At 68.9% G+C, this 23,675-nt stretch carries 18 protein-coding genes; 3 read left to right on the top strand and 15 right to left on the bottom strand.

Annotated elements, in window-relative coordinates:
• Positions 1-19: 19 nt before the first annotated feature.
• From rplW to OEIGOIKO_RS23225, 6 genes are all read right to left on the bottom strand, one after another.
• Complete coding sequence (gene rplW, locus OEIGOIKO_RS23250) at positions 20-343, bottom strand: 50S ribosomal protein L23 (protein WP_030016990.1); 324 nt, start codon at positions 341-343, stop codon at positions 20-22.
• Positions 343-993, bottom strand: coding sequence for a 50S ribosomal protein L4 (gene rplD / locus OEIGOIKO_RS23245; protein ID WP_031003042.1), 651 nt, complete (start codon positions 991-993; stop codon positions 343-345). The genes rplW and rplD overlap by 1 nt, the downstream gene beginning before the upstream one ends.
• A gap of 8 nt (positions 994-1,001) precedes the next feature.
• Positions 1,002-1,646 (bottom strand): 50S ribosomal protein L3, encoded by a 645-nt coding sequence (gene rplC / locus OEIGOIKO_RS23240; RefSeq protein ID WP_030016992.1) that lies wholly within the window; start codon positions 1,644-1,646, stop codon positions 1,002-1,004.
• A gap of 14 nt (positions 1,647-1,660) precedes the next feature.
• Positions 1,661-1,969: a 30S ribosomal protein S10 gene (gene rpsJ / locus OEIGOIKO_RS23235; protein ID WP_004571821.1), complete on the bottom strand. Its 309-nt coding sequence runs from the start codon at positions 1,967-1,969 to the stop codon at positions 1,661-1,663.
• A gap of 439 nt (positions 1,970-2,408) precedes the next feature.
• A complete protein-coding gene (locus tag OEIGOIKO_RS23230; RefSeq protein WP_125055656.1) occupies positions 2,409-3,320 on the bottom strand; it encodes a helix-turn-helix transcriptional regulator in 912 nt (303 codons plus the stop codon).
• A gap of 146 nt (positions 3,321-3,466) precedes the next feature.
• Positions 3,467-3,745, bottom strand: coding sequence for a hypothetical protein (locus tag OEIGOIKO_RS23225; protein ID WP_125055655.1), 279 nt, complete (start codon positions 3,743-3,745; stop codon positions 3,467-3,469).
• An 808-nt stretch (positions 3,746-4,553) separates the two neighbouring features.
• Between OEIGOIKO_RS23225 and OEIGOIKO_RS23220 the strand changes: the two genes are divergently transcribed.
• The 3 genes from OEIGOIKO_RS23220 (at position 4,554) to OEIGOIKO_RS23210 (ending at position 8,907) form a co-directional block, all read left to right on the top strand.
• Positions 4,554-5,921, top strand: a complete 1,368-nt coding sequence (locus OEIGOIKO_RS23220; protein WP_246177497.1) for an MFS transporter — start codon at positions 4,554-4,556, stop codon at positions 5,919-5,921.
• 228 nt (positions 5,922-6,149) lie between these two features.
• Complete coding sequence (locus OEIGOIKO_RS23215; RefSeq protein ID WP_125055653.1) at positions 6,150-8,087, top strand: nucleotidyltransferase domain-containing protein; 1,938 nt, start codon at positions 6,150-6,152, stop codon at positions 8,085-8,087.
• The gene (locus OEIGOIKO_RS23210; protein WP_125055652.1) at positions 8,074-8,907 is read left to right on the top strand and encodes a TauD/TfdA family dioxygenase; all 834 of its coding nucleotides are present in this window, start codon (positions 8,074-8,076) and stop codon (positions 8,905-8,907) included. Before OEIGOIKO_RS23215 ends, OEIGOIKO_RS23210 begins: the two co-directional genes overlap by 14 nt.
• A 32-nt stretch (positions 8,908-8,939) precedes the next feature.
• Here OEIGOIKO_RS23210 and panD read toward each other — a convergent pair whose 3' ends face one another.
• The 9 genes from panD to rplL form a co-directional block, all read right to left on the bottom strand.
• Positions 8,940-9,374 carry an aspartate 1-decarboxylase gene (gene panD, locus OEIGOIKO_RS23205; protein WP_125055651.1) on the bottom strand — a complete coding sequence of 145 codons (435 nt, stop codon included), beginning with the start codon at positions 9,372-9,374 and terminating at the stop codon, positions 8,940-8,942.
• 183 nt (positions 9,375-9,557) lie between these two features.
• Complete coding sequence (tuf, locus tag OEIGOIKO_RS23200) at positions 9,558-10,751, bottom strand: elongation factor Tu (RefSeq protein ID WP_031003027.1); 1,194 nt, start codon at positions 10,749-10,751, stop codon at positions 9,558-9,560.
• Positions 10,752-10,906: 155 nt separating this feature from the next.
• Positions 10,907-13,027 carry an elongation factor G gene (fusA, locus tag OEIGOIKO_RS23195; RefSeq protein ID WP_125055650.1) on the bottom strand — a complete coding sequence of 707 codons (2,121 nt, stop codon included), beginning with the start codon at positions 13,025-13,027 and terminating at the stop codon, positions 10,907-10,909.
• A 39-nt stretch (positions 13,028-13,066) separates the two neighbouring features.
• Positions 13,067-13,537, bottom strand: coding sequence for a 30S ribosomal protein S7 (rpsG, locus tag OEIGOIKO_RS23190; RefSeq protein ID WP_030017001.1), 471 nt, complete (start codon positions 13,535-13,537; stop codon positions 13,067-13,069).
• A gap of 2 nt (positions 13,538-13,539) precedes the next feature.
• Positions 13,540-13,911, bottom strand: coding sequence for a 30S ribosomal protein S12 (gene rpsL / locus OEIGOIKO_RS23185; protein WP_003948652.1), 372 nt, complete (start codon positions 13,909-13,911; stop codon positions 13,540-13,542).
• A 420-nt stretch (positions 13,912-14,331) separates the two neighbouring features.
• Positions 14,332-14,808: a DUF1707 and DUF4190 domain-containing protein gene (locus OEIGOIKO_RS23180; RefSeq protein ID WP_125055649.1), complete on the bottom strand. Its 477-nt coding sequence runs from the start codon at positions 14,806-14,808 to the stop codon at positions 14,332-14,334.
• 325 nt (positions 14,809-15,133) lie between these two features.
• Positions 15,134-19,033, bottom strand: coding sequence for a DNA-directed RNA polymerase subunit beta' (locus tag OEIGOIKO_RS23175; RefSeq protein ID WP_125058884.1), 3,900 nt, complete (start codon positions 19,031-19,033; stop codon positions 15,134-15,136).
• A gap of 125 nt (positions 19,034-19,158) precedes the next feature.
• On the bottom strand, positions 19,159-22,641 hold the full coding sequence (rpoB, locus tag OEIGOIKO_RS23170; RefSeq protein ID WP_125055648.1) for a DNA-directed RNA polymerase subunit beta: 3,483 nt from the start codon (positions 22,639-22,641) through the stop codon (positions 19,159-19,161).
• A gap of 605 nt (positions 22,642-23,246) precedes the next feature.
• A complete protein-coding gene (rplL, locus tag OEIGOIKO_RS23160; RefSeq protein WP_125055647.1) occupies positions 23,247-23,633 on the bottom strand; it encodes a 50S ribosomal protein L7/L12 in 387 nt (128 codons plus the stop codon).
• Positions 23,634-23,675 lie beyond the last annotated feature (42 nt).

Raw genomic sequence — 23,675 nt, 5'->3', positions numbered from 1 at the left:
CCGGACGACTCGGACTCCGTTAGGAGACCGGGCCGCCGAAGATGTCGATACGGTCGCCCTCGGCGAGGGTCACGATGGCGCGCTTGGTGTTGGCGCGCTTACCGAAACCGGTGCGGGTGCGCTTGCGCTTGCCCTGGCGGTTGATCGTGTTGACCCCGGTGACCTTGACCGAGAAGACCGCCTCGACGGCCTGCTTGATCTGGGTCTTGTTCGCACGCGGGTCGACGATGAACGTGTACTTGTTCTCGTCCAGCAGCGCGTAGCTCTTCTCGGAGACGACCGGCTTGACCAGAAGGTCGCGCGGGTCCGAGAAGGACTTGCTGGTAACGGTCGCCTCAGTCATCAGGCGGCGCTCCCTTCGAGCTCAGCGGCCTTGGGACCAGCCACGAAGGACTCGAAGGCGGCCTTGGTGAAGACCACGTCGTCGGAGACGAGCACGTCGTACGTGTTCAGCTGGCCCGGCTCCAGGATGTGGACCTGGGGCAGGTTGCGGGCGGAGAGCCACGCGGCCTGGTCGGCGCGCTCGGCGACCAGCAGCACGTGCTTGCGCTCGCTGATCTTGCCGAGGAGAGCCTTGGCGGCCTTCGTGGAGACCTCGCCCTCGACCACGCCGGAGACGACGTGGATGCGGCTGTTGCGGGCCCGGTCGGTGAGGGCACCGCGCAGGGCGGCGGCCTTCATCTTCTTCGGGGTCCGCTGCGAGTAGTCACGCGGCACGGGACCGTGCACGACGCCACCGCCGGCGAACTGCGGCGCACGGGTCGAACCCTGGCGCGCGCGGCCGGTGCCCTTCTGGCGGTACGGCTTCTTGCCACCGCCGCGGACCTCGCCACGGGTCTTGGTCTTGTGCGTGCCCTGACGGGCCGCGGCCAGCTGCGCGACAACGACCTGGTGGATCAGCGGAACGCTGACCTTCGCGTCGAAGATCTCCGTGGGGAGCTCGACGGTCCCGGCCTTGTCGCCTGCCGGCGAAAGGATGTCAATGGTGCTCATCGGTTACCTCAGGCCCCCTTGGCCGCGGTACGGACCAGGACGAGGCCGCCGTTCGGACCAGGAACTGCGCCCTTGATGAGCAGCAGACCCTTCTCCGCGTCAACGGCATGGACGGTCAGGTTCTGGGTGGTGACCCGCTCGTTGCCCATACGGCCGGCCATCCGCATGCCCTTGAACACGCGGCCCGGGGTGGCGCAGCCACCGATGGAGCCCGGCTTGCGGTGCACGCGGTGGGCACCGTGCGAAGCCTTGCCGCCGTGGAAGCCGTGACGCTTCATGACACCGGCGAAGCCCTTGCCCTTGCTCTTGCCGGTCACGTCCACCTTGACGCCCGACTCGAAGGTCTCGGCGGTCAGCTCCTGGCCGAGGGTGTACTCACTGGCGTCAGTGGTACGGACCTCGACGAGGTGACGGCGGGGGGTGACGTCGGCCTTCGCGAAGTGGCCCTTGAGGGGCTTGTTCACCTTGCGCGGGTCGATCTCGCCGAAGGCGATCTGGACGGAGTCGTAGCCGTCCTGGTCATTGGTGCGCACCTGGGTAACGACGCAGGGGCCGGCCTTGACCACAGTGACCGGGACGACACGGTTGTTCTCGTCCCAGACCTGGGTCATGCCGAGCTTCTCGCCCAGGATGCCCTTGATCTGCTTAGCCATCTCTACTGCGCCTCTCAGAGCTTGATCTCGATGTCAACGCCGGCCGGAAGGTCCAGGCGCATCAGCGAGTCAACGGTCTTGGGCGTCGGGTCGAGAATGTCGATCAGGCGCTTGTGCGTGCGCATCTCGAAGTGCTCGCGCGAGTCCTTGTACTTGTGCGGCGACTTGATGACGCAGTACACGTTCTTCTCGGTGGGGAGCGGCACCGGGCCCGCGACCGACGCACCAGTACGGGTCACCGTCTCGACGATCTTCTTCGCCGACGTGTCGATGACCTCGTGGTCGTAGGCCTTGAGCCGGATGCGGATCTTCTGTCCCGCCATGGCTACTTCGTAGTCCTGTCTCTCGTAACGCTCTGGGACCCGGTGCGTTGCCGTTCATCCACCGGCCTCCGACCCACGCGGTCGGGCGTGTCGCCTTCCTTCCCGCAGATCTCCGCAACGGCGATCCTTCGAGAAGGAAAACGTGGGGGATGAACACCCACCGGGCGCCTGGCTGAGGCACCCCGCTGCACTTCCCGGAAGATTCCCGTACTTCCGCCCCTGATAAGAGACGACGAATACCTAGGACTCGCTTCCAGTCCCCCCGGCGGGAGGCGCGCAGCATCGGCACTCAACCGAGCAACCTGGACAGTGTGCCACATCAGCGGCGGGCGCTGCCAATCGAGCGGGAGATCGTACACCGCGCCGCACCCTCCGGATGCACGGACCCGCCTCCGGCGCGCCGGGACGGGCCGCCACCAGGGCCCTCACGGGCCCGCCCTCACGCCGCGATCGCCAGCTGCCACTGGATACGGGCGGACTCCTCCGCGTGACGGTCGTCACCCTCCACGGCGAAGGTCGCGTGCGGGAAGTCGCGGATCTGGCGCAGCCACTCGCCGACCGTCGCCGTGCCGGGTACGGGGACGACGCGGCCCGAACGGTCCGGGCCGCGGCTGGCGAGCACGGTGACCGTGAACTGATCGGTCTCGGTCACCAGCACCACGTCGTGCGGGAACTGCGCCACCCGCTCCATGACCCCGCGGGCCGGTTCGCGCCCGTCGGCCACCACCAGGACGTGGTCGCCGTGCTCGTCGGTGGTCCCCTCGAAGCCCGCCAGTATGCCCAGGAACCGGTTTATGTGGCGGTTGCGCAGCTCGTCGATGACGCGCTGCCGCCCCTCCTGGAAGCCCGTGGTCGCAGCGAACCGGAACGTCAGCGACACCCGGCCGGCCAGCGCCACGTCGATCTCCGCCATCTCCTCGCGCGTGGGGTGGGCCGCCCCGTCGTCGAGACCGTACGCCGCGAGCCAGCGGTTGACCTCCGACCACAGCCAGGCCTGGGAACGTCCGACCGTCCCCTCGGCGGCCGGGAACGGGGCGCCCTGGGCCTTGCGCACCCCGGCGACCCACTGGGCGACGTTCTGCCGGGAGCGGCCCGTGCGCTCGGCGATCTCGTGTATGCCGACCAGGTCGCGGTCGAGGCGGCGCACCCGCAGGCGCGGCACCGCGGCGCGCGCCGCCGAGGCCGCTTCGAGCGCGGCCCGGACCGCGCAGTCGCCGGGCCAGGTGATGCTGAGCAGGTCGGTGCCGCCGGCCCGCGCCAGGAGGGCGTCGCAGGTGTCGCGCAGCGCGTCGACGGCGTCCGGGTCGTCGACGGTCGCGCCCGTGACGACGAAGGTGAAGTCGAAGTCCATGGCGGCGTCCCCCTAGTCCTTGGGCAGGGTTGCAGGTCTGTTGTCGTTCGTCAACAGACAAAGCATGACAAAACCTGTCGCACCCTGCACGGGCAGCCGTCGTAAAACGCACGGTCACCACCGGCCCACCTCAGTTGACGCAGTGGTCACGCTTCGCCGCGCGGCATCCCCGTCAGACTGCGGTTCGCCGCGTCGTCCGGCAGCGGACACCGCGCCGCCAGCCGGTCGATCACACGCGCGTGCGCGGTGGCGCTGCGCGGCGTGCCCGCCACCGGGATGACCGTGCAGCGCCCCGCGCACGGGCAGTAGAGCCGCCCCCAGTGCCCGTCCTTGCGCAGCGTCCAGCCACGGGCCGCCCACTTCTCCAGCACCCGCCGTACGTCCTTCTTGGGGTGATCGCAGGGCCTGATCTCGCTGCCGACCACCCGGTCACCGCCTGTCGGCGCGCACGGAGGGCACCGGCGGCCCGCGGCGCACGCGCGGCTTCGGGGCGGGCGCGGAGCCGGTGCCCTGCGGCGCGGAGCCGGTGCTCCGCGGCACTGGGCCGGAGCTCCGCGGCGCGGCACGGGTGACGGGGTGAGCAAGTACCACGAGAGGCTGACTCCTCTGGTGCCGACTGGACTTCCTGGCGACGCCCGACCCCCTCGGCGCGAGCCGCCCCTCCCCGGGCGGTGACGCTCCGACATCAGTACGTTACTCCAAATGACGGAAGGTCCCTCGCCTTTTCGTGCGCGCCGCACCCGCGACCCGAACTTCCGCACCGCGCGGCGCGGGGCGCGGCGCACTCCGCTCCCCCGCTCCGGCTCACGTCCGCGCACCGCCGTACGCTCCCCGGGCGCCGAGCGCAGAAGAATATCCGGCGCGGACCGAAACACGCCGTCGCGCATCGGCCCCAAAATCCTACAGCTCACAAGAAATGGAAGCCTTCCGGCTGAAGCTGCGCCTCCGGCGACTACGCCGCACCCCCGGGGGAATCCTGAACCATGTCGACCGGGCGAGCAGAAAGGAGGATTTCATGCAGCGTCCCCTTTCCGGACGTCCTTTCCGGCGCGGCGGCCGCACCCGCTCCAGACACCGTTCTTTCCACGGACGCCGGTCGTGCCACGGAGAGAGAAATCCCGCGCCCGCGTACGGAAGACCACCGGACCACACCCCCACGTACGGAAGACCCCCGAATCACACCCCCGCGTACGGGAGACACCCGGACCACGCCCCCGTACGAGGGCGGCGGGCGTGACCGGAGCACCGGGCCCCGCCGCCGCCTCCCTCCCGCCCCGCCCCGAGGACGGCCCGGCGCGCCGCGCCACGACGACGTTCGGCTCGCTGCGCATCCGCAACTACCGGCTGTTCGCCGCCGGACAGGCCGTCTCCCACACCGGCACCTGGATGCAGCGCATCGCCCAGGACTGGCTGGTCGTCGAGCTGACCGGCTCCCCCGCCGCCGTCGGCCTGACCATCGGGCTCCAGTACGCGCCCATGCTGCTCCTCGGGCTGCACGGCGGCCTGATCGCCGACCGGCTGCCCATGCGCCGGCTGCTGCTCCACACCCAGGCCGCGCTCGGCACGACGGGGCTGGTCCTGGCCGTACTGGTGCTGTCCGGCCAGGTGCGCCCCTGGCACGTGTACGTCATGGCGGCCGTGCTCGGCCTGGTGTCCGTCGCGGACGCCCCCGCCCGGCAGGCGTTCGTCTGCGAACTGGTCGGTCCGGAGCACCTGCGCAACGCGGTCAGCCTGAATTCCGCCGTCTTCCAGACCGCGCGGCTGGTCGGCCCGGCCGTCGCCGGCCTGGTGATCACGGTGGTGGGCATCGGCTGGGCCTTCCTCCTCAACGCCGTCTCCTACCTCGCGCCCCTCGCCGCCCTGCTGCTCATGCGCCCCGCCGAGATGCACCCGGCCGAGCGCGCGCCGCACGGCAGCGGCCAGGTCAGGGCGACGCTGCGGCAGGTCCGGCGCGATCCCGGCCTGCTGTGGCCGATCGTGCTGGTCGCCTTCGTCGGTACGTTCGGATTCAACTTCCCGGTCTGGCTGACCACGTTCACCGTGCAGGTCTTCCGTACCGGCTCCGGCGTGTACGGCCTGCTCAACTCACTGCTGGCGGCGGGTGCGGTGGCGGGGGCGCTGTGGGCGGCGCGCAGCCTCGCGCCGCCGCGGCGGGTGCTGACCACGGCGGCGCTGCTGTTCGGCGCGCTGGAGACGGCCGCCGCACTGGCGCCCGCCCTGTGGCTGTTCGCGGCCCTGCTGGTCCCGGTCGGCATGGCCGGCCTGGTCGTCACCGCCACCGCCAACGCGCACGTCCAGCTCACCGCGGACGCCGCGACGCGGGGCCGGGTGATGAGCCTTTTCAAGATCGCGTTCGTGGGCGGCACGCCGGTGGCCGCGCCGGCCGTCGGCTGGGTCACCGAGACCTGCGGGCCCCGCGCCGGCTTCCTCACCGGCGGCCTGACCTCGCTCGCGGCGGCCGGCGTCGTCGGCTGCGCGCTCTCCCGTCCGGCGGCGGAGCCGGAAACGGACACGGCGGCGGGCACGCAGCCCGGCGTCGGACCGGAGTGCGGGGCGGAAACAAGGTCGGACGGCGACGCGGATTCGGCCGCGAAGACGTGAACCCCGGCCGCGGGCCGCGGCCAATTCCGCACAGCCGGTATTAGCCCCCGTATGCGCAGCACCCCGCAGACCGCGCTATCGGCAATTACCGAGATCCGCGAGGCGGTCACCGTCATTCGTCCACCTGGCCCGTCCCACGAAAACACCCGTACGGAAAAGAAACGCACCGCACCGCCTCATGCCGAAATCCCGGATCCCGTCCGACCGTGCACCTCCGGAGGAAACACCATGCCCCTGAACCCACCGGCCGAAGACCGCCCACCGGCAGCACACCGGGTCATCGCCGTGAGCGGACCGGCGTACGTGGGCAAGGACACCCAGCTCCGCATGCTCGCCCGCCGCACCCCGCAGATCGACACCCCCGCCCCCGCGGAGACCTACGCCTCCCGATGGCCCGCCCTGAGTGGCACGGAGGCCACCGGATGGTGGCTCGACGGCGCGTCCTACCAGGAGCTGGCGGACGTTCTCGCCTCCGCCTACCTGGCCCGCGCCCGGCGGCCCCGGGGCAGTGGGGACCTGCGCTGCGTACGGCAGGGCCTGCCCATGCTGGAAGCGACGCTCGCTGCCGTCGCGGCCGTACGCGAGCGGTGCGGTACGGCGCGGGCGGCCCGCGAAGCGCGCGCGGTACTGGCGCCCTACCGCACCGCACTGCGCGCCTCCGAGGACACCGAATACGGCGTCGTCCTGCTGCACGACGAGGACCCCGCCCAGAGCGCCGCGCACGGCCTGGCCCGGTCCCCGGCCCCCGACAGCCTTCTGGAGTACTACCAGCGGCGGCTGCACGAGCAGATCAACCGCCTCCTCGACGAGGGACGGTTCGACGCGGCCGTCGTCGTCGGCGACCGGCCCGCGATCGACGTGCAGCACGAACTACGGCAGCGCCTGCACCGGCTGTACCCCACGATTTCGGAGTGCGCGCTCTCCCGGGTACGGGTGGCGGCTCTGGGCGGCGACTGCGAGCACGCGCGCGACGCCGCCGGAGAGTACCTGCGCACCCGCCGCGGCTACGCCCGGCTCAACGCCGCTCACCTCGCCGCCGCGTCGCACGACCCGGCCGTACGGGACACCGGCGATGCCACCGCCCTGGCCGAACGCATCGCCGACGGCCTCGACCGCTACTGCGCCGCGCACCCGTTCCTCGACCGCGTGAGCATCGAGCCCGTACGCGACCGGGCCACCGTCGAAGAGCTGCGCAAACTCTTCGGCGACCGGCTGCGCGCCGTACACCCCGAGCCCGGTACGGGACCCGCCGCCGCGCCGCACGCTCCCGCCCCACACACCCTCGCCCCCGCCGGCTCCACCCCGTGCGCCGCCCCCGAGGACGCCACACCCGAACCCGCCGCTCAGCGCGCCGCCGCCCCCTGGCCCCGGTTGCGCCTCCAGCGGCACCTGGACCGCCTCGCCTTCGACACCGCCTGGACGTTCCGGCCGCTCAAGCCCGTGTCCGTGCACAGCCTGAACCTCCCGAGCTGCCTCGGGACGTACCTGCGCGACCTGCGCGAACGGCTCTCCCGGCCCGGTACGGCCGTGGACCTGGTCGCCGTGACCGGCAGCGCGGCCCGGGGCACGTACCGGCACGGCTGGAGCGACCTGGACGTCCTCGTCCTGGCGCCGCAGGACGCCCTCCCCCGGCTCCGGAGCGTCCGCACGGAGCTGGCACCGGCGCTGGACGGAGTCCGGATGACCATGACGGTCCTCACCGAGGACGAGTTCCGCGCGGGCGCCCTGCCGCCGCGCCTGCTGCACGTCCTCACCCTCAGCGGCGCGGGCGCCCTCGCGCCCCTCTGGTGCGCCCCCGGCCTCGCCCTGCCCGTACCGGACGCCGTCACGTACGCCGACGTCAGTGTGCGCGACGGCGTCCAGGCCGCCGTCACCCTCCGCAAACAGCTCCTGCTCGCCGAACCGGACCTGCGGGTGCTCTACAAGGCCACCGCCCTGCTCGCCAAGATCATGCTCCGGATGGAGACCGGAGCCGAGTACCCGGCCGACGACCAGGCCGTCACGGCCTTCCACCACCGCCGCCCCGACGGCCTCGGGGCCGCGCCCGGCGACGTACGGTACGACCGCGCCGCCACCGAACGGATGGCCGCCGCCGTACTGCGCGGCTGGCTCGCCACCCTCACCCCGGCCCCGCGACCGGAGGCCACCGGCCATGGCGCCACCTGACCTGCGCCGCCCGTTCGGCTCCGGACTGTCCGTGGCCGCGCAGATCGTCCGGGTGCCCTCGATGTGCTGCATGTCGGCCGCGCAGGAACGCGAGATGCTGGCCGCGTTCAACCGGTACGGCTTCGCGATCCTGCGCTGCGCCGAGCGGGCCAGGAGCCGCCAGGACCTGCTCAGCCTGCGCCGGCGCTTCGGCGCCCCGGTGCCGCACCCGCGCGCGGACGACGACGGGATCGTGCCGATCAGCCCGGCCCGGCCGGTCGCCGGCTTCCTCGGCTCCAGCCGCATGGAGCACCTGCTGCACACCGACGGCGCGTTCCGCGACCGCCCCGAAACCCTGATGACGCTCCAGTGCGTCCGGCCCGCCGTACGCGGCGGCCTGTCCGTCCTGGCCAGCGCCCAGGCCGCCTACGAGCACCTGGCGCGGCACTTCCCCGGCCGGCGGGACGCGCTGGCCGAGCCCGACGCGCTGACGATCACCCGCACCGACCAGACCAGCACCCAGCCGCTGTTCCGTCGCCGGGACGGCGTCTGCACGCTGAGGTTCCGGATGGCGGACGGCGCCTCGCGGGTCGTCCCGCGCGCGGACGTCCGGGACCAGTACGCGGAGCTGTGCCGGTTCTTCGCCGCCCCCGCCAACCGGCTGAGCTTCAAACTCGCCGTCGGCGACGTACTGATCGCCGACAACACGGCCGTGGTCCACGGCAGGACCCCCATCCCGGCCGGCATGCCCCGCGTGATGCGCCGCCTCAACTTCGACGCCACGGGGCCGGCCTGCGACCGGATGGCCTTCGGCTTCCCCACGCGGCCGGTACCGCCGTGAGCCCCGCCGTCCCGCAGGCGCGGGGTCCGCCCCTAGACGGCTCCCCCTGCCCGTACGACCGCCTGCGGGCTGCGCTCGGCCTTCCCCCCGGGCACCGGCTCCGACGCGTCCGTGCCGACGGCGACGATGCGGTTGTCCGCGTCCACGTGCACGACGCGCGGGCGCAGCGTGCGGGCCTCGGCGTCGTCCACCTGGGCGTAGCTGATGAGGATCACGAGGTCGCCGGGGTGGACGAGATGCGCGGCGGCGCCGTTGATGCCCACGACGCCGGAGCCGCGCTCGCCCTCGATGAGGTACGTCTCCAGGCGCGCGCCGTTGGTGATGTCGACGATGTGGACCAGCTCGCCGGGCAGCAGGTCGGCGGCGTCCAGCAGGTCGGCGTCGACCGTCACGGAGCCGACGTAGTGCAGGTCCGCCTGGGTGACGGTGGCACGGTGGATCTTGGACTTGAACATGGTGCGCAGCATGGCGTCACTTCCGGGAAGAGGGTCGCGTCCCGATCGGGTACGCGCCGACCCGCACATGCTAAGCAGCCGGCGAGCTCAGCAGAAGAGCCCGCCCCCGAACAGCGAGAAGCCCCGCTCACCCGAAGGTGAGCGGGGCTCCTCAGAGCGCTCGCAAGAGCTGCCGGGTCTCCCCGACCGTCAGAATTACTTGACGATCTTGGTGACCTGGCCGGCGCCGACGGTCCGGCCACCCTCACGGATGGCGAACTTCAGGCCCTCCTCCATGGCGACCGGCTGGATCAGCTGGACCGACATCTCGGTGTTGTCGCCCGGCATGACCATCTCGGTGCCCTCGGGGAGGGTCACGACGCCGGTCACGTCGGTGGTACGGAAGTAGAACTGCGGGCGGTAGTTGTTGAAGAACGGGGTGTGGCGGCCACCCTCGTCCTTCGACAGGATGTACGCCTGCGCCTCGAACTCCGTGTGCGGGGTGACCGAGCCCGGCTTGATGATGACCTGGCCGCGCTCGACGTCCTCGCGCTTGATGCCGCGGAGCAGCAGACCGACGTTCTCACCGGCCTGGCCCTCGTCGAGCAGCTTGCGGAACATCTCGATGCCGGTGACCGTGGTGGTGGTCTTCTCGGTCTTGATGCCGATGATGTCGACGGTCTCGTTGACCTTGAGGACACCACGCTCGATACGACCGGTGACAACGGTGCCACGGCCGGTGATCGTGAAGACGTCCTCGATCGGCATCAGGAACGGCTTGTCGACGTCACGCTCGGGCTGCGGGATCGACTCGTCGACCGCGGCCATGAGCTTGAGGACCGACTCGCCCCACTCCTTGTCGCCCTCCAGCGCCTTGAGCGCGGAGACCTTGACGACCGGAACGTCGTCGCCCGGGAACTCGTACTCCGAGAGGAGCTCACGGACCTCGAGCTCGACGAGCTCCAGGATCTCCTCGTCGTCCACCATGTCGGCCTTGTTCAGGGCCACCACGATGTAGGGCACGCCGACCTGGCGGGCCAGGAGCACGTGCTCCTTGGTCTGCGGCATCGGGCCGTCGGTCGCCGCGACCACGAGGATCGCGCCGTCCATCTGGGCGGCACCGGTGATCATGTTCTTGATGTAGTCCGCGTGACCGGGGCAGTCAACGTGGGCGTAGTGACGGTTCTCCGTCTGGTACTCGACGTGCGCGATGGAGATGGTGATACCGCGCTGGCGCTCCTCGGGCGCCTTGTCGATCATGTCGAAGGCCGAGGCCTCGTTCAGGTCCGGGAACGCGTCGTGCAGCACCTTGGTAATGGCGGCCGTGAGGGTCGTCTTACCGTGGTCGATGTGACCGATGGTGCCGATGTTGACGTGCGGCTTAGTCCGCTCGAACTTCGCCTTCGCCACTGGGTCCTCCTGAAGTGGTTCTGTACGCCTTACTCATCGGCGCCAGGTGATCTTTGCTGGGATGCCGGCCGCCGGGGCCCCCTCGCGGGTGGCGGGGACGGGCCCCGGCAGACGGTGTCAAGCCTAAAGCGTCTTGCGACTCGTGCGAGCCGGTACTACTCGCCCTTGGCCTTCGCGATGATCTCCTCGGCGACGTTCCGCGGAACCTCGGCGTAGGAGTCGAACTGCATCGAGTAGCTTGCGCGACCCGAGGTCTTGCTGCGGAGGTCTCCGACGTAGCCGAACATCTCCGAGAGCGGAACCAGGCCCGTGACGAGCTTGGCGCCGTGGCGGTCCTCCATGGACTGGATCTGACCGCGACGCGAGTTGATGTCGCCGATGACGTCACCCATGTAGTCCTCGGGCGTCGTCACCTCGACCTTCATCATCGGCTCCAGCAGGGCCGGGCTGGCCTTGCGGGCGGCCTCCTTGAAGGCCATCGAACCGGCGATCTTGAAGGCCATCTCGGACGAGTCGACCTCGTGGAACGCACCGTCGAGAAGCACGACCTTGACGCCGGTCAGCGGGTAGCCGGCGAGCACGCCGAACTCCATGGCCTCCTGGCAGCCCGCGTCCACGGACGGGATGTACTCCCGCGGGATACGGCCACCGGTGACCTTGTTCTCGAACTCGTACCCGTCACCCTCGAGCGGCTCAAGGGCGATCTGCACCTTCGCGAACTGGCCGGAACCACCAGTCTGCTTCTTGTGCGTGTAGTCCAGGCGCTCGACGGCCTTGCGCAGGGTCTCGCGGTACGCGACCTGCGGCTTGCCGACGTTCGCCTCGACCCGGAACTCGCGCTTCATACGGTCGACCAGCACGTCGAGGTGCAGCTCGCCCATACCCGCGATGATGGTCTGACCGGTCTCCTCGTCCGTGTGGACCTGGAAGGACGGGTCCTCCTCGGCGAGACGCTGGATGGCGACACCCAGCTTCTCCTGGTCACCCTTGGACTTGGGCTCGATGGCGACCTGGATGACCGGGGCCGGGAACTCCATCGACTCCAGGATGACCTGGTTCGACGGGTCGCAGAGGGTCTCACCGGTGGTGGTCTGCTTCAGACCCATGACGGCGACGATGTCACCGGCACCCACCGACTCGATCTCCTCACGCTTGTTCGCGTGCATCCGGTAGATCTTGCCGATGCGCTCCTTCTTGCCCTTCACCGAGTTGGTGACCTGCGAGCCGGCCTCGAGGCGGCCCGAGTACACCCGGATGAAGGTGAGCTTGCCCAGGTGGGGGTCGCTCGCAATCTTGAACGCGAGGGCGGCCAGCGGCTCGTCCTCGGAGGGACGGCGCGTGACGACCTGCTCGGCGTCGTTGACCGCGTGGCCGTCGATGCCCTCGACGTCCAGCGGCGACGGCAGGTAGCGCACGACCGCGTCGAGCAGGGGCTGCACGCCCTTGTTCTTGAACGCGGTACCGCAGAACACGGGGGTGACGGTGACGTCGCCGCCCTTGCCCGAGTTGATGGTGATACGGCGGATCGCCGCGTGCAGCTGGTCCACGGTGGGCTCCTGGCCCTCCAGGTACAGCTCCATCATCTCTTCGTCGTTCTCGGCGACGGCCTCGAGCAGCTTGCCGCGCCACTCGTCGGCGGCCTCGGCGTGCGTGGCCGGGATGTCGACGGTGTCGTACATCTCGCCCTTGGCGGCCTCGGCGGACCAGACCAGCGCCTTCATGGAGACGAGGTCGATGACGCCCTTGAAGTCGGCCTCGGTGCCGATCGGCAGCTGCATCACGATCGGGGTCGCGCCCAGGCGGTCCACGATCATGTCGACGCAGCGGTGGAACTCCGCACCGGTGCGGTCGAGCTTGTTCACGAAGCAGATGCGCGGCACGCCGTAACGGTCGGCCTGACGCCAGACGGTCTCGGACTGCGGCTCAACACCGGCAACGCCGTCGAACACCGTCACCGCACCGTCGAGCACGCGCAGCGAACGCTCCACCTCGACGGTGAAGTCGACGTGGCCCGGGGTGTCGATGATGTTGATGGTGTGGTCGACGTTGTTCAGCGGCCAGTGGCAGGTCGTCGCGGCAGACGTGATCGTGATGCCGCGCTCCTGCTCCTGCTCCATCCAGTCCATCGTGGCAGCGCCGTCGTGGACCTCACCGATCTTGTAAGAGACACCGGTGTAGAACAGGATCCGCTCGGTGGTGGTCGTCTTGCCCGCGTCGATGTGGGCCATGATCCCGATGTTGCGGACCTTGGCCAGGTCAAGCGAAGTGGTAGCCATAGTGGCTCAATCTTCTCTCGGTCTCGATGTGGGTAGCGACTACCAGCGGTAGTGCGCGAAGGCCTTGTTGGACTCGGCCATCTTGTGCGTGTCCTCGCGCTTCTTGACCGAAGCGCCGAGGCCGTTCGAGGCGTCCAGCAGCTCGTTCATGAGGCGCTCGGTCATGGTCTTCTCACGACGGGCGCGCGAGTAGCCCACGAGCCAGCGCAGCGAGAGCGTGGCGGCGCGGCCGGGCTTGACCTCGACCGGGACCTGGTAGGTCGCGCCACCGACACGGCGGGACTTGACCTCGAGGGTCGGCTTGATGTTCTCCAGCGCGCGCTTCAGCGTGATGACCGGGTCGTTGCCGGTCTTCTCACGCAGACCCTCCATGGCGCCGTAAACGATGCGCTCGGCGGTGGAGCGCTTGCCGTTCAGCAGGACCTTGTTGATGAGGGAGGTCACCAGAGGAGAGCTGTAGACCGGGTCAATGATGACCGGGCGCTTCGGGGCGGGGCCCTTACGAGGCATTCTTACTTCTCCTTCTTGGCGCCGTAGCGGCTGCGAGCCTGCTTGCGGTTCTTGACGCCCTGCGTGTCGAGGGAGCCGCGGATGATCTTGTACCGAACACCCGGCAGGTCCTTCACACGGCCGCCACGCACGAGCACGATCGAGTGCTCCTGCAGGTTGTGGCCCTCACCCGGAATGTAAGCGGTGACCTCGATGCCGCTGGTCAGACGCACACGCGCGACCTTACGCAGGGCCGAGTTCGGCTTCTTCGGGGTGGTCGTGAAAACACGCGTGCAGACGCCGCGGCGCTGGGGCGAACCCTCCAGTGCGGGCGTCTTGTTCTTCTCGACCTTGTCCTGCCGGCCCTTGCGGACCAGCTGCTGGATCGTAGGCACCGTTTCTCCGGTTTCTGTGTGCCAGTCTCGGTAAAGCTAACCTGGAACAGTCCCCGACCCACGCGGTCGGGTGTGTCGAATACTGCAGACCCCTCGCTGGAACGAGGACGGCGGCAGATTGCGGTGTCGAGACCCGGCTTCCGTACGGACGAGAGCACGCACGGCAGCCTGAGGACACCCCAGGCACAAGGTCAGAGCGTACCTACCGCATGGGCTGCGGTCAAAACAAATGCACACGCGAAGGACACGCCGGACTCCTCCGGCGCTGCGGCCACCGTAGTGGGATCGGAGGCCGTACGGAAGAAGGCTCCACCGTCGCCGCGCGCGCCGTGACGGCCGCCCTACGGCGCCCGGAGCCGCTCCCGGCCCCGGTGTGGCCCCCGGCTCCCCGGGCGCCTCGCGCACCCCGCCGCCGTGGCCTCAGAGGTTCGCTGCCCCCACGAAGACCATCAGGATGAAGAACAGCAGCCAGCCGCTGATCCCCAGCCAGCCCAGGACCAGCCCGGCGACCGCCTGGCCGTCCCCGCGCTCCCCCGTGCGGCGGATCTCGGCCCGCGCCTTGTGCCCCAGGATCACCGCGGGTATCGACGTCAGGCCCCACGTCACCGGGGCGAGGATGCCGCACACCAGCGCGCCCGTCGCCGAACCGTTGGTCGGCGCGAGCACCGGCGGCACCGGCATGAACGCCGGCGGCACCGCGGGCGGCGGCCCGTACTGCTGCTGCGGCATCGGTCCCTGCGGCAGGTCCGCCACCAGCATCTGCAGCTCGGCCTGGGTCTGTGCCTGATAGGCCCGGCCGATGCGCTGCTCGTACTCCTGCTGCGGAAGCCGCCCCTCGGCGAAACCGGCCTTCAGTACGTCCACCGCACGCTCACGGTCGGCATGCGACGCACGCATCGCCGGGACCTGGCCCGGGCCCTGGACCGGCTGTCCGCCTTGCCACGGCGCCGGCTGTCCACCCTGCCACGGCTGGAACGCCACTCTCAGCACCTCCCCCACAGTAGGCAGTACCACCCATCATTCAGTACGCGCCAGAAGAGCGCACGGTTCCCCGCGAATGATTCCGCGCACGCCACCACACCGCTGCGGCCGCCGCAAGCGGGACCGGCGGGCCGCCGACGGGGTGAACAGCCCCACAACGCCGCAGGGCGGCCACCCCGAGGGGTGACCGCCCTGCCGCTCACAGCGCGTGTCCGGTCCGGCCATCGGCCGGGCCGGGCCCTTACTGGTTGTACGGACCGTAGTCGTAGTCCTCCAGCGGGACCGCCTGGCCGGAGCCGGTGCCGAAGGGCGAGTAGTCGATGTCGTCGTAACCGACGGCCGAGTACATCGCGGCCTTGGCCTCCTCGGTGGGCTCCACCCGGATGTTGCGGTAGCGGGACAGGCCCGTACCGGCCGGGATGAGCTTACCGATGATGACGTTCTCCTTGAGGCCGATCAGGGAGTCCGACTTGGCGTTGATCGCCGCGTCGGTGAGCACCCGGGTCGTCTCCTGGAAGGACGCCGCCGACAGCCAGGACTCGGTGGCCAGCGAAGCCTTGGTGATACCCATCAGCTGCGGACGGCCGGAGGCCGGGTGGCCGCCTTCCTGGACCACACGACGGTTCTCGCTCTCGAACTTCGTACGCTCCACCAGCTCGCCCGGCAGCAGCTCCGCGTCGCCGGACTCGATGATCGTCACCCGGCGCAGCATCTGCCGGATGATGATCTCGATGTGCTTGTCGTGGATCGCCACGCCCTGGTTGTTGTAGACCTTCTGGACCTCGCCGACCAGGTGGACCTGGACGGCACGCTGGCCCAGGATGCGCAGCACGTCGTGCGGGTTGACGGCACCCACGGTCAGCGCCTGGCCGACCTCGACGTGGTCACCCTCGCCCACCAGCAGACGGGCACGCTTGGAGACGCCGTACGCCGTCTCGTCGCTGCCGTCGTCCGGCGTGACGACGACCTTCTTGGTCTTCTCGGTCTCCTCGATCCGCACGCGGCCGGCGGCCTCGGAGATCGGGGCGACGCCCTTGGGCGTACGGGCCTCGAAGAGCTCGACGACACGCGGCAGACCCAGGGTGATGTCGTCACCCGCCACACCACCGGTGTGGAAGGTACGCATCGTCAGCTGGGTGCCGGGCTCACCGATGGACTGGGCGGCGATGATGCCGACCGCCTCACCGATGTCGACCAGCTTGCCGGTGGCCAGCGAGCGGCCGTAGCAGAAGGCGCAGGTGCCGACGGCGGACTCGCAGGTCAGGACCGAGCGGGTCTTGACCTCCTCGACGCCGTGCGCGACGAGCTGGTCGATGAGGACATCGCCCAGGTCGACGTTGGCGGGGCCGATGACCTTGCCGTCCACCACGACGTCCTCGGCCAGCATGCGTGCGTACACGCTGGACTCGACGTCGTCCGCCTTGCGCAGGACACCGTCGGCGCCCTTGCTGGCGATCCGCAGCTTCAGACCGCGCTCGGTGCCGCAGTCCTCCTCGCGGATGATGACGTCCTGCGAGACGTCCACGAGACGACGGGTCAGGTAACCCGAGTCGGCGGTACGCAGGGCGGTGTCCGCGAGACCCTTACGGGCACCGTGGGTGGAGATGAAGTACTCCAGCACGGACAGACCCTCGCGGAACGACGCCTTGATCGGACGCGGGATGGTCTCGTTCTTCGCGTTCGACACCAGACCACGCATACCGGCGATCTGCCGCATCTGCATCATGTTTCCTCGGGCACCCGAGTCAACCATCATGAAGATGGGGTTCGTCTTGGGGAAGTTGTCGTTCATCGCCTCGGCGACCTCGTTGGTCGCCTTGGTCCAGATGTTGATCAGTTCCTGAGTGCGCTCGTCCTTGGTGATCAGACCGCGCTCGTACTGCTTCTGGACCTTCTCGTCCTGGGCCTCGTAGCCCGCGACGATGGCCTTCTTGGCCTCCGGCACGACGATGTCCGAGACCGCGACGGTGACACCGGAACGGGTCGCCCAGTGGAAACCGGCCGCCTTCAGGTTGTCCAGCGTCGCCGCCACGATGACCTTGGGGTAGCGCTCGGCCAGGTCGTTGACGATCGCGGAGAGCTGCTTCTTGCCCACCGAGTAGTCGACGAACGGGTAGTCCTCGGGCAGCAGCTCGTTGAAGAGCGCGCGGCCCAGGGTCGTCCGCAGCCGGAAGCTGTCACCCTGCTGCCACTCGGGCTCGCCCTCCTCCTGCGCCGGCGGGGTCCAGCCGCGGGGCGGGACGGTGCCGATCGGGAAGCGGATGTCGACCTTCGCCTGGAGCGACAGCTCCCGGTTGTCGAAGGCCATGATCGCCTCGGCGACCGACCCGAAGGACCGGCCCTCACCGATGACCTCGCGCTCCGCCTCGTCGGTGGTGAGGAAGAACAGGCCCAGCACCATGTCCTGGGTCGGCATGGTGACCGGACGGCCGTCGGCCGGCTTGAGGATGTTGTTCGAGGACAGCATCAGGATGCGGGCCTCGGCCTGCGCCTCCGCGGACAGCGGCAGGTGCACGGCCATCTGGTCACCGTCGAAGTCCGCGTTGAACGCGGTGCACACGAGCGGGTGAATCTGAATGGCCTTGCCCTCGACCAGCTGCGGCTCGAAGGCCTGGATGCCGAGGCGGTGCAGGGTGGGCGCACGGTTCAGCAGGACCGGGTGCTCCGCGATGACCTCTTCGAGGACGTCGTAGACGACCGTGCGGCCGCGCTCGACCATCCGCTTGGCGCTCTTGATGTTCTGCGCGTGGTTCAGGTCGACCAGGCGCTTCATCACGAACGGCTTGAAGAGCTCCAGCGCCATGGCCTTCGGCAGACCGCACTGGTGCAGCTTCAGCTGCGGACCGACGACGATCACGGAACGCGCGGAGTAGTCCACACGCTTGCCGAGCAGGTTCTGACGGAACCGGCCCTGCTTGCCCTTGAGCATGTCGCTCAGGGACTTCAGCGGGCGGTTGCCCGGACCGGTGACCGGCCGGCCGCGACGGCCGTTGTCGAACAGCGCGTCCACGGCCTCCTGGAGCATGCGCTTCTCGTTGTTCACGATGATCTCGGGCGCGCCGAGGTCGAGAAGCCGCTTCAGGCGGTTGTTGCGGTTGATCACGCGGCGGTACAGGTCGTTCAGGTCGGAGGTCGCGAAGCGGCCACCGTCCAGCTGCACCATCGGACGCAGGTCCGGCGGGATGACCGGGATGCAGTCCAGCACCATGCCGTTGGGGCTGTTGCGGGTCTGCAGGAAGGCGGAGACGACCTTCAGGCGCTTGAGCGCACGGGTCTTCTTCTGGCCCTTGCCGGTACGGATGATCTCGCGGAGCTTCTCGGCCTCTTCGTCGAGGTCGAAGGACTCCAGGCGCTTCTGGAGCGCGGCAGCGCCCATGCCGCCCATGAAGTACGTGCCGAAGCGGTCACGCAGCTCGCGGTAGAGCAGCTCGTCGCCCTCCAGGTCCTGGACCTTGAGGTTCTTGAAGCGGCTCCACACCTCGTCGAGGCGGTCGATCTCGCGCTGCGCGCGGTCGCGCAGCTGCTTCATCTCCCGCTCGGCGCCTTCGCGCACCTTGCGGCGCACGTCGGCCTTGGCGCCCTCGGCCTCCAGCTCGGCGAGGTCGGTCTCCAGCTTCTTGGCGCGGGCCTCAAGGTCCGCGTCGCGGCGCTGCTCGATCTGCTGGCGCTCGACGGAGACGTGCGCCTCCAGCGAGGGCAGGTCGCGCGTACGGCGCTCCTCGTCCACCCACGTGATCATGTAGGCGGCGAAGTAGATGACCTTTTCCAGGTCCTTCGGGGCGAGGTCGAGCAGGTAGCCCAGCCGCGACGGAACGCCCTTGAAGTACCAGATGTGCGTGACGGGGGCGGCCAGCTCGATGTGGCCCATCCGCTCACGGCGCACCTTGGCGCGAGTGACCTCGACGCCACAGCGCTCGCAGATGATGCCCTTGAACCGGACACGCTTGTACTTGCCGCAGTAGCACTCCCAGTCCCGGGTCGGACCGAAGATCTTCTCGCAGAAGAGCCCGTCCTTTTCCGGCTTGAGGGTGCGGTAGTTGATGGTCTCCGGCTTCTTGACCTCACCGTGGGACCACTGTCGGATGTCGTCCGCGGTCGCCAGGCCGATCCGCAGCTCGTCGAAGAAGTTGACGTCGAGCACTGTCGTCAATCCCTCTTTCAGGGTCGTGCCCTTCGCGTAAGCGAAAAAATGGGCTCTACATCATGGTCTGTACGGGTCCGGGGCGACCGGGGCTCCTTGGGGGGAAGGAGCCCCGGCCAGGCCCGTCAGACCTCTTCGACGCTGCTCGGCTCGCGCCGGGACAGGTCGATACCGAGCTCCTCCGCGGCGCGGAAGACATCCTCGTCCGTGTCGCGCATCTCGATGGACATGCCGTCCGAGGACAGCACCTCCACGTTCAGGCAGAGCGACTGCATTTCCTTGATGAGCACCTTGAAGGACTCGGGAATGCCGGGCTCGGGGATGTTCTCGCCCTTGACGATCGCCTCGTAGACCTTCACGCGGCCGGTCACGTCGTCGGACTTGATGGTCAGCAGCTCCTGGAGGGCGTACGCGGCGCCGTAAGCCTCCAGCGCCCACACCTCCATCTCACCGAAGCGCTGGCCACCGAACTGGGCCTTACCACCCAGCGGCTGCTGGGTGATCATCGAGTACGGACCGGTCGAACGCGCGTGCAGCTTGTCGTCCACCAGGTGGTGGAGCTTCAGGATGTACATGTACCCGACCGAGATCGGGTCCGGGAACGGCTCACCGGAACGGCCGTCGAACATCCGGGCCTTGCCGGTGTCCTTGACCATCCGCTCGCCGTCGCGGTTCGGCAGCGTGGAGTCGAACAGACCAGCGAGCTCGTCCTCGCGCGCACCGTCGAAGACCGGGGTCGCGACGTTGGTGCGGGGCGCGACCTCGTCGGCGCCGATCGCCTGGAGACGCTTCTGCCAGTCGGCGTCGCCCTCGACCTTCCAGCCCTGGCTGGCGAGCCAGCCGAGGTGGATCTCCAGGACCTGGCCCGGGTTCATTCGGGACGGGACACCCAGCGGGTTGAGGATGATGTCGACCGGGGTGCCGTCCTCCAGGAACGGCATGTCCTCGACCGGCAGGATCTTGGAGATGACGCCCTTGTTGCCGTGCCGGCCGGCGAGCTTGTCACCGTCGGTGATCTTGCGCTTCTGCGCCACGTAGACGCGGACCAGCTGGTTCACGCCCGGGGGCAGCTCGTCGCCCTCTTCACGGTCGAAGACGCGGACGCCGATGACCTTGCCGATCTCGCCGTGCGGGACCTTCAGCGAGGTGTCACGGACCTCACGGGCCTTCTCACCGAAGATGGCGCGCAGCAGGCGCTCCTCCGGGGTCAGCTCGGTCTCACCCTTGGGCGTGACCTTGCCGACGAGGATGTCGCCGGCGACGACCTCGGCACCGATCCGGATGATGCCGCGCTCGTCGAGGTCCGAGAGGACCTCCTCGGAGACGTTCGGGATGTCCCGGGTGATCTCCTCCGGGCCCAGCTTGGTGTCCCGGGCGTCGACCTCGTGCTCCTCGATGTGGATCGAGGACAGGACGTCGTCCTGCACGAGGCGCTGCGACAGGATGATCGCGTCCTCGTAGTTGTGGCCCTCCCAGGGCATGAAGGCGACGAGCAGGTTCTTGCCCAGCGCCATCTCGCCCTCGTCGGTGGAGGGGCCGTCGGCGAGCACCTGGCCCACGACGACGCGCGCGCCCTCGTCCACGACGACCTTCTGGTTGAAGGAGGTGCCCTGGTTGGAGCGGGTGAACTTGGCGACGCGGTACGTGGTGTACGTGCCGTCGTCGTTGGCGACGGTGATGTAGTCCGCGGAGACCTCCTGGACCACACCGTCCTTCTCCGCCTTGATGACGTCACCGGCGTCGACCGCGCAGCGGTACTCCATGCCGGTGCCGACCAGCGGGGCCTCCGCCTTGATCAGCGGCACGGCCTGGCGCATCATGTTCGATCCCATGAGCGCGCGGTTGGCGTCGTCGTGCTCCAGGAAGGGGATCATGGCGGTCGCGGCCGACACCATCTGGCGCGGCGAGACGTCCATGTAGTCCACGTCCTCGCGGGCGGCGAGGTCGACCTCACCACCGCGGCGGCGGCACATGACGCGGCCTTCGGCGAACTCCATGTCCTCGGTGAGGGGAGCGTTCGCCTGCGCGATGAGGAAGCGGTCTTCCTCGTCGGCGGTCAGGTAGTCGACCTGCTCGGTGACCCGGCCGTCGACGACCTTGCGGTACGGCGTCTCGATGAAGCCGAAGACGTTGACGCGGCCGTAGGAGGCGAGCGAGCCGATCAGACCGATGTTCGGGCCTTCAGGGGTCTCGATCGGGCACATGCGGCCGTAGTGCGAGGGGTGCACGTCACGGACGTCCAGACCGGCCCGCTCACGGGACAGACCACCGGGGCCCAGGGCCGACAGACGGCGCTTGTGGGTCAGGCCCGACAGCGGGTTCGTCTGGTCCATGAACTGGGACAGCTGGCTGGTGCCGAAGAACTCCTTGATGGAGGCGACGACCGGCCGGATGTTGATCAGGGTCTGCGGCGTGATCGCCTCGACGTCCTGGGTGGTCATGCGCTCGCGCACGACACGCTCCATACGGGCGAGACCCGTACGGACCTGGTTCTGGATCAGCTCGCCGACGTTGCGCAGGCGGCGGTTGCCGAAGTGGTCGATGTCGTCGGTCTCGACGACGATCTCCGTGCCGTTCTCGCCGATCGTCTCGGTCTCGCCGGCGTGCAGCTTGACCAGGTACTTGATCGTGGCGATGACGTCGTCGGTGGTCAGCACACCGGCGTCCAGCGGCTCGTCGCCGCCCAGCTTCTTGTTGACCTTGTAGCGGCCGACCTTAGCGAGGTCGTAGCGCTTCGGGTTGAAGTAGAGGTTCTCCAGCAGCGTCTGCGCGGCCTCGCGCGTCGGCGGCTCGCCCGGGCGCAGCTTGCGGTAGATGTCGAGCAGCGCGTCGTCCTGGCCCTGGGTGTGGTCCTTCTCCAGGGTGGCGCGCATCGACTCGTACTCGCCGAACTCTTCGAGGATCTGCTCGGTCGTCCAGCCGAGGGCCTTGAGGAGGACGGTCACGGACTGCTTGCGCTTGCGGTCGATGCGCACGCCGACCATGTCGCGCTTGTCGATCTCCATCTCCAGCCAGGCACCCCGGGACGGGATGATCTTGGCGGTGAAGATGTCCTTGTCGGACGTCTTGTCGATCTGGCTGTCGAAGTAGACGCCCGGCGAGCGGACCAGCTGCGAGACGACGACACGCTCGGTGCCGTTGATGCAGAAGGTGCCCTTGTTGGTCATGAGCGGGAAGTCGCCCATGAAGACCGTCTGAGACTTGATCTCACCGGTCTCGTTGTTGGTGAACTCAGCCGTGACGAAGAGCGGAGCCGCGTACGTGAAGTCGCGCTCCTTGCACTCGTCGATGGAGTTCTTCGGGGGCTCGAATCGGTGGTCGCGGAACGTCAGCGACATCGACCCGGAGAAGTCCTCGATCGGGGAGATCTCTTCGAAGATCTCCTCCAGACCGGACTTGGTGGGGACGTCCTGACCACTTTCCAGCGCAGCCTCGACGCGACCCTTCCATGCGGCATTGCCGAGCAGCCAGTCGAAGCTTTCGGTCTGCAGCGCAAGGAGGTTCGGAACCCCGAGGGGCTCCTTGATCTTCGCAAAAGAGATGCGCAGCGGGGCGGTGCTGTCGCCGTTGTTCGTATTGGCAGTCGAGGCGTTGCGCGAGGCGGCCAAGAGGGGGTCCTTCCGAGGGCTCGGACTCACTACGCGCGTACCGGTCCCGGATCGAACACAGCCGGAGGAAAAGCCCAGGTCAGGGCGGATCAGTCGGCATTGCTCAAGCTCGGGTATGCCCCTGGTGACGGGCAGGGAGCAGCTAACAGGCAGCGCAAAGGGTCAGTGTAGCCACTCGGCACACTGATGTCCAGAGCGAGTTTCCGGAGACCGGTTCAGCACCGTGATACCGATCTTCTCCCTCCGGGAGGCGGCACCCTCCGTGACGGAGGTACCCCTCTTTGTTCGTCTCAACGCCCAACGTCTTATGCCTGCCACGAGCCGTGCGCCAACAGGCGCACCCCGATGCTTCCCTCTTCGCCGGCGATCCATGCCTCGAACCCGGATCGCTTCTGACGTCGCGTCCTGAGAATTGCGCGCTGCGTGCGGTTCGTCAAGGCCCCCCACCCACTGGAAGATCGTCACGGGGTGCACGGCCGGGCAACGAAGATCACCATACTCGCACGGAAGGGCGGGGCGGCGCAGCCGCGGCCCGAACGCCCGAAGGCGACCACCCGCATGGGTGATCGCCTTCAGGTTTGCGAAGAGTCAGCAGACTCGTCGGGTCACTTGACCTCGACGGAGGCGCCGGCGCCCTTGAGGGCCTCGGCGGCCTTCTCCGCGGCGTCCTTGGCGACCTTCTCGAGGACCGGCTTCGGGGTGCCGTCCACGAGGTCCTTGGCCTCCTTCAGGCCCAGCGAGGTCAGCTCGCGCACGACCTTGATGACCTGGATCTTCTTGTCGCCGGCACCGGTGAGGATGACGTCGAACTCGTCCTGCTCCTCAGCGGCCTCGGCGGCCGGGGCGCCCGGGGCACCGGCGGCGGCAACGGCGACCGGGGCGGCAGCCTCGACGTCGAACTTCTCCTCGAACTTCTTCACGAAGTCGGAGAGCTCGAGCAGGGTCATCTCCTCGAACTGGGCCAGCAGTTCGTCCTGGGTGAGCTTCGCCATGGTGGCGGTCCTTCCACTAATTCGGCTGGTGCCGGATGTACA

The sequence above is a fragment of the Streptomyces paromomycinus genome (genome assembly GCF_003865155.1).
Classification (GTDB): domain Bacteria; phylum Actinomycetota; class Actinomycetes; order Streptomycetales; family Streptomycetaceae; genus Streptomyces; species Streptomyces chrestomyceticus.
Note: the sequence above shows the minus strand (reverse complement) of the source record. Positions and strands in the feature narration are given on the sequence as shown.

Bases quoted from the DNA above. Each gene is read 5' to 3' on its own strand.
- rplD (WP_031003042.1), bottom strand. From the start codon at position 993: ATGAGCACCATTGACATCCTTTCGCCGGCAGGCGACAAGGCCGGGACC.
- OEIGOIKO_RS23215 (WP_125055653.1), top strand. From the start codon at position 6,150: ATGCCCCTGAACCCACCGGCCGAAGACCGCCCACCGGCAGCACACCGG.
- OEIGOIKO_RS23230 (WP_125055656.1), bottom strand. From the start codon at position 3,320: ATGGACTTCGACTTCACCTTCGTCGTCACGGGCGCGACCGTCGACGAC.
- rpsG (WP_030017001.1), bottom strand. From the start codon at position 13,537: ATGCCTCGTAAGGGCCCCGCCCCGAAGCGCCCGGTCATCATTGACCCG.
- rplC (WP_030016992.1), bottom strand. From the start codon at position 1,646: ATGGCTAAGCAGATCAAGGGCATCCTGGGCGAGAAGCTCGGCATGACC.
- OEIGOIKO_RS23210 (WP_125055652.1), top strand. From the start codon at position 8,074: ATGGCGCCACCTGACCTGCGCCGCCCGTTCGGCTCCGGACTGTCCGTG.
- panD (WP_125055651.1), bottom strand. From the start codon at position 9,374: ATGCTGCGCACCATGTTCAAGTCCAAGATCCACCGTGCCACCGTCACC.
- rplW (WP_030016990.1), bottom strand. From the start codon at position 343: ATGACTGAGGCGACCGTTACCAGCAAGTCCTTCTCGGACCCGCGCGAC.
- OEIGOIKO_RS23180 (WP_125055649.1), bottom strand. From the start codon at position 14,808: ATGCGTGCGTCGCATGCCGACCGTGAGCGTGCGGTGGACGTACTGAAG.
- rplL (WP_125055647.1), bottom strand. From the start codon at position 23,633: ATGGCGAAGCTCACCCAGGACGAACTGCTGGCCCAGTTCGAGGAGATG.
- rpsJ (WP_004571821.1), bottom strand. From the start codon at position 1,969: ATGGCGGGACAGAAGATCCGCATCCGGCTCAAGGCCTACGACCACGAG.
- fusA (WP_125055650.1), bottom strand. From the start codon at position 13,027: ATGGCTACCACTTCGCTTGACCTGGCCAAGGTCCGCAACATCGGGATC.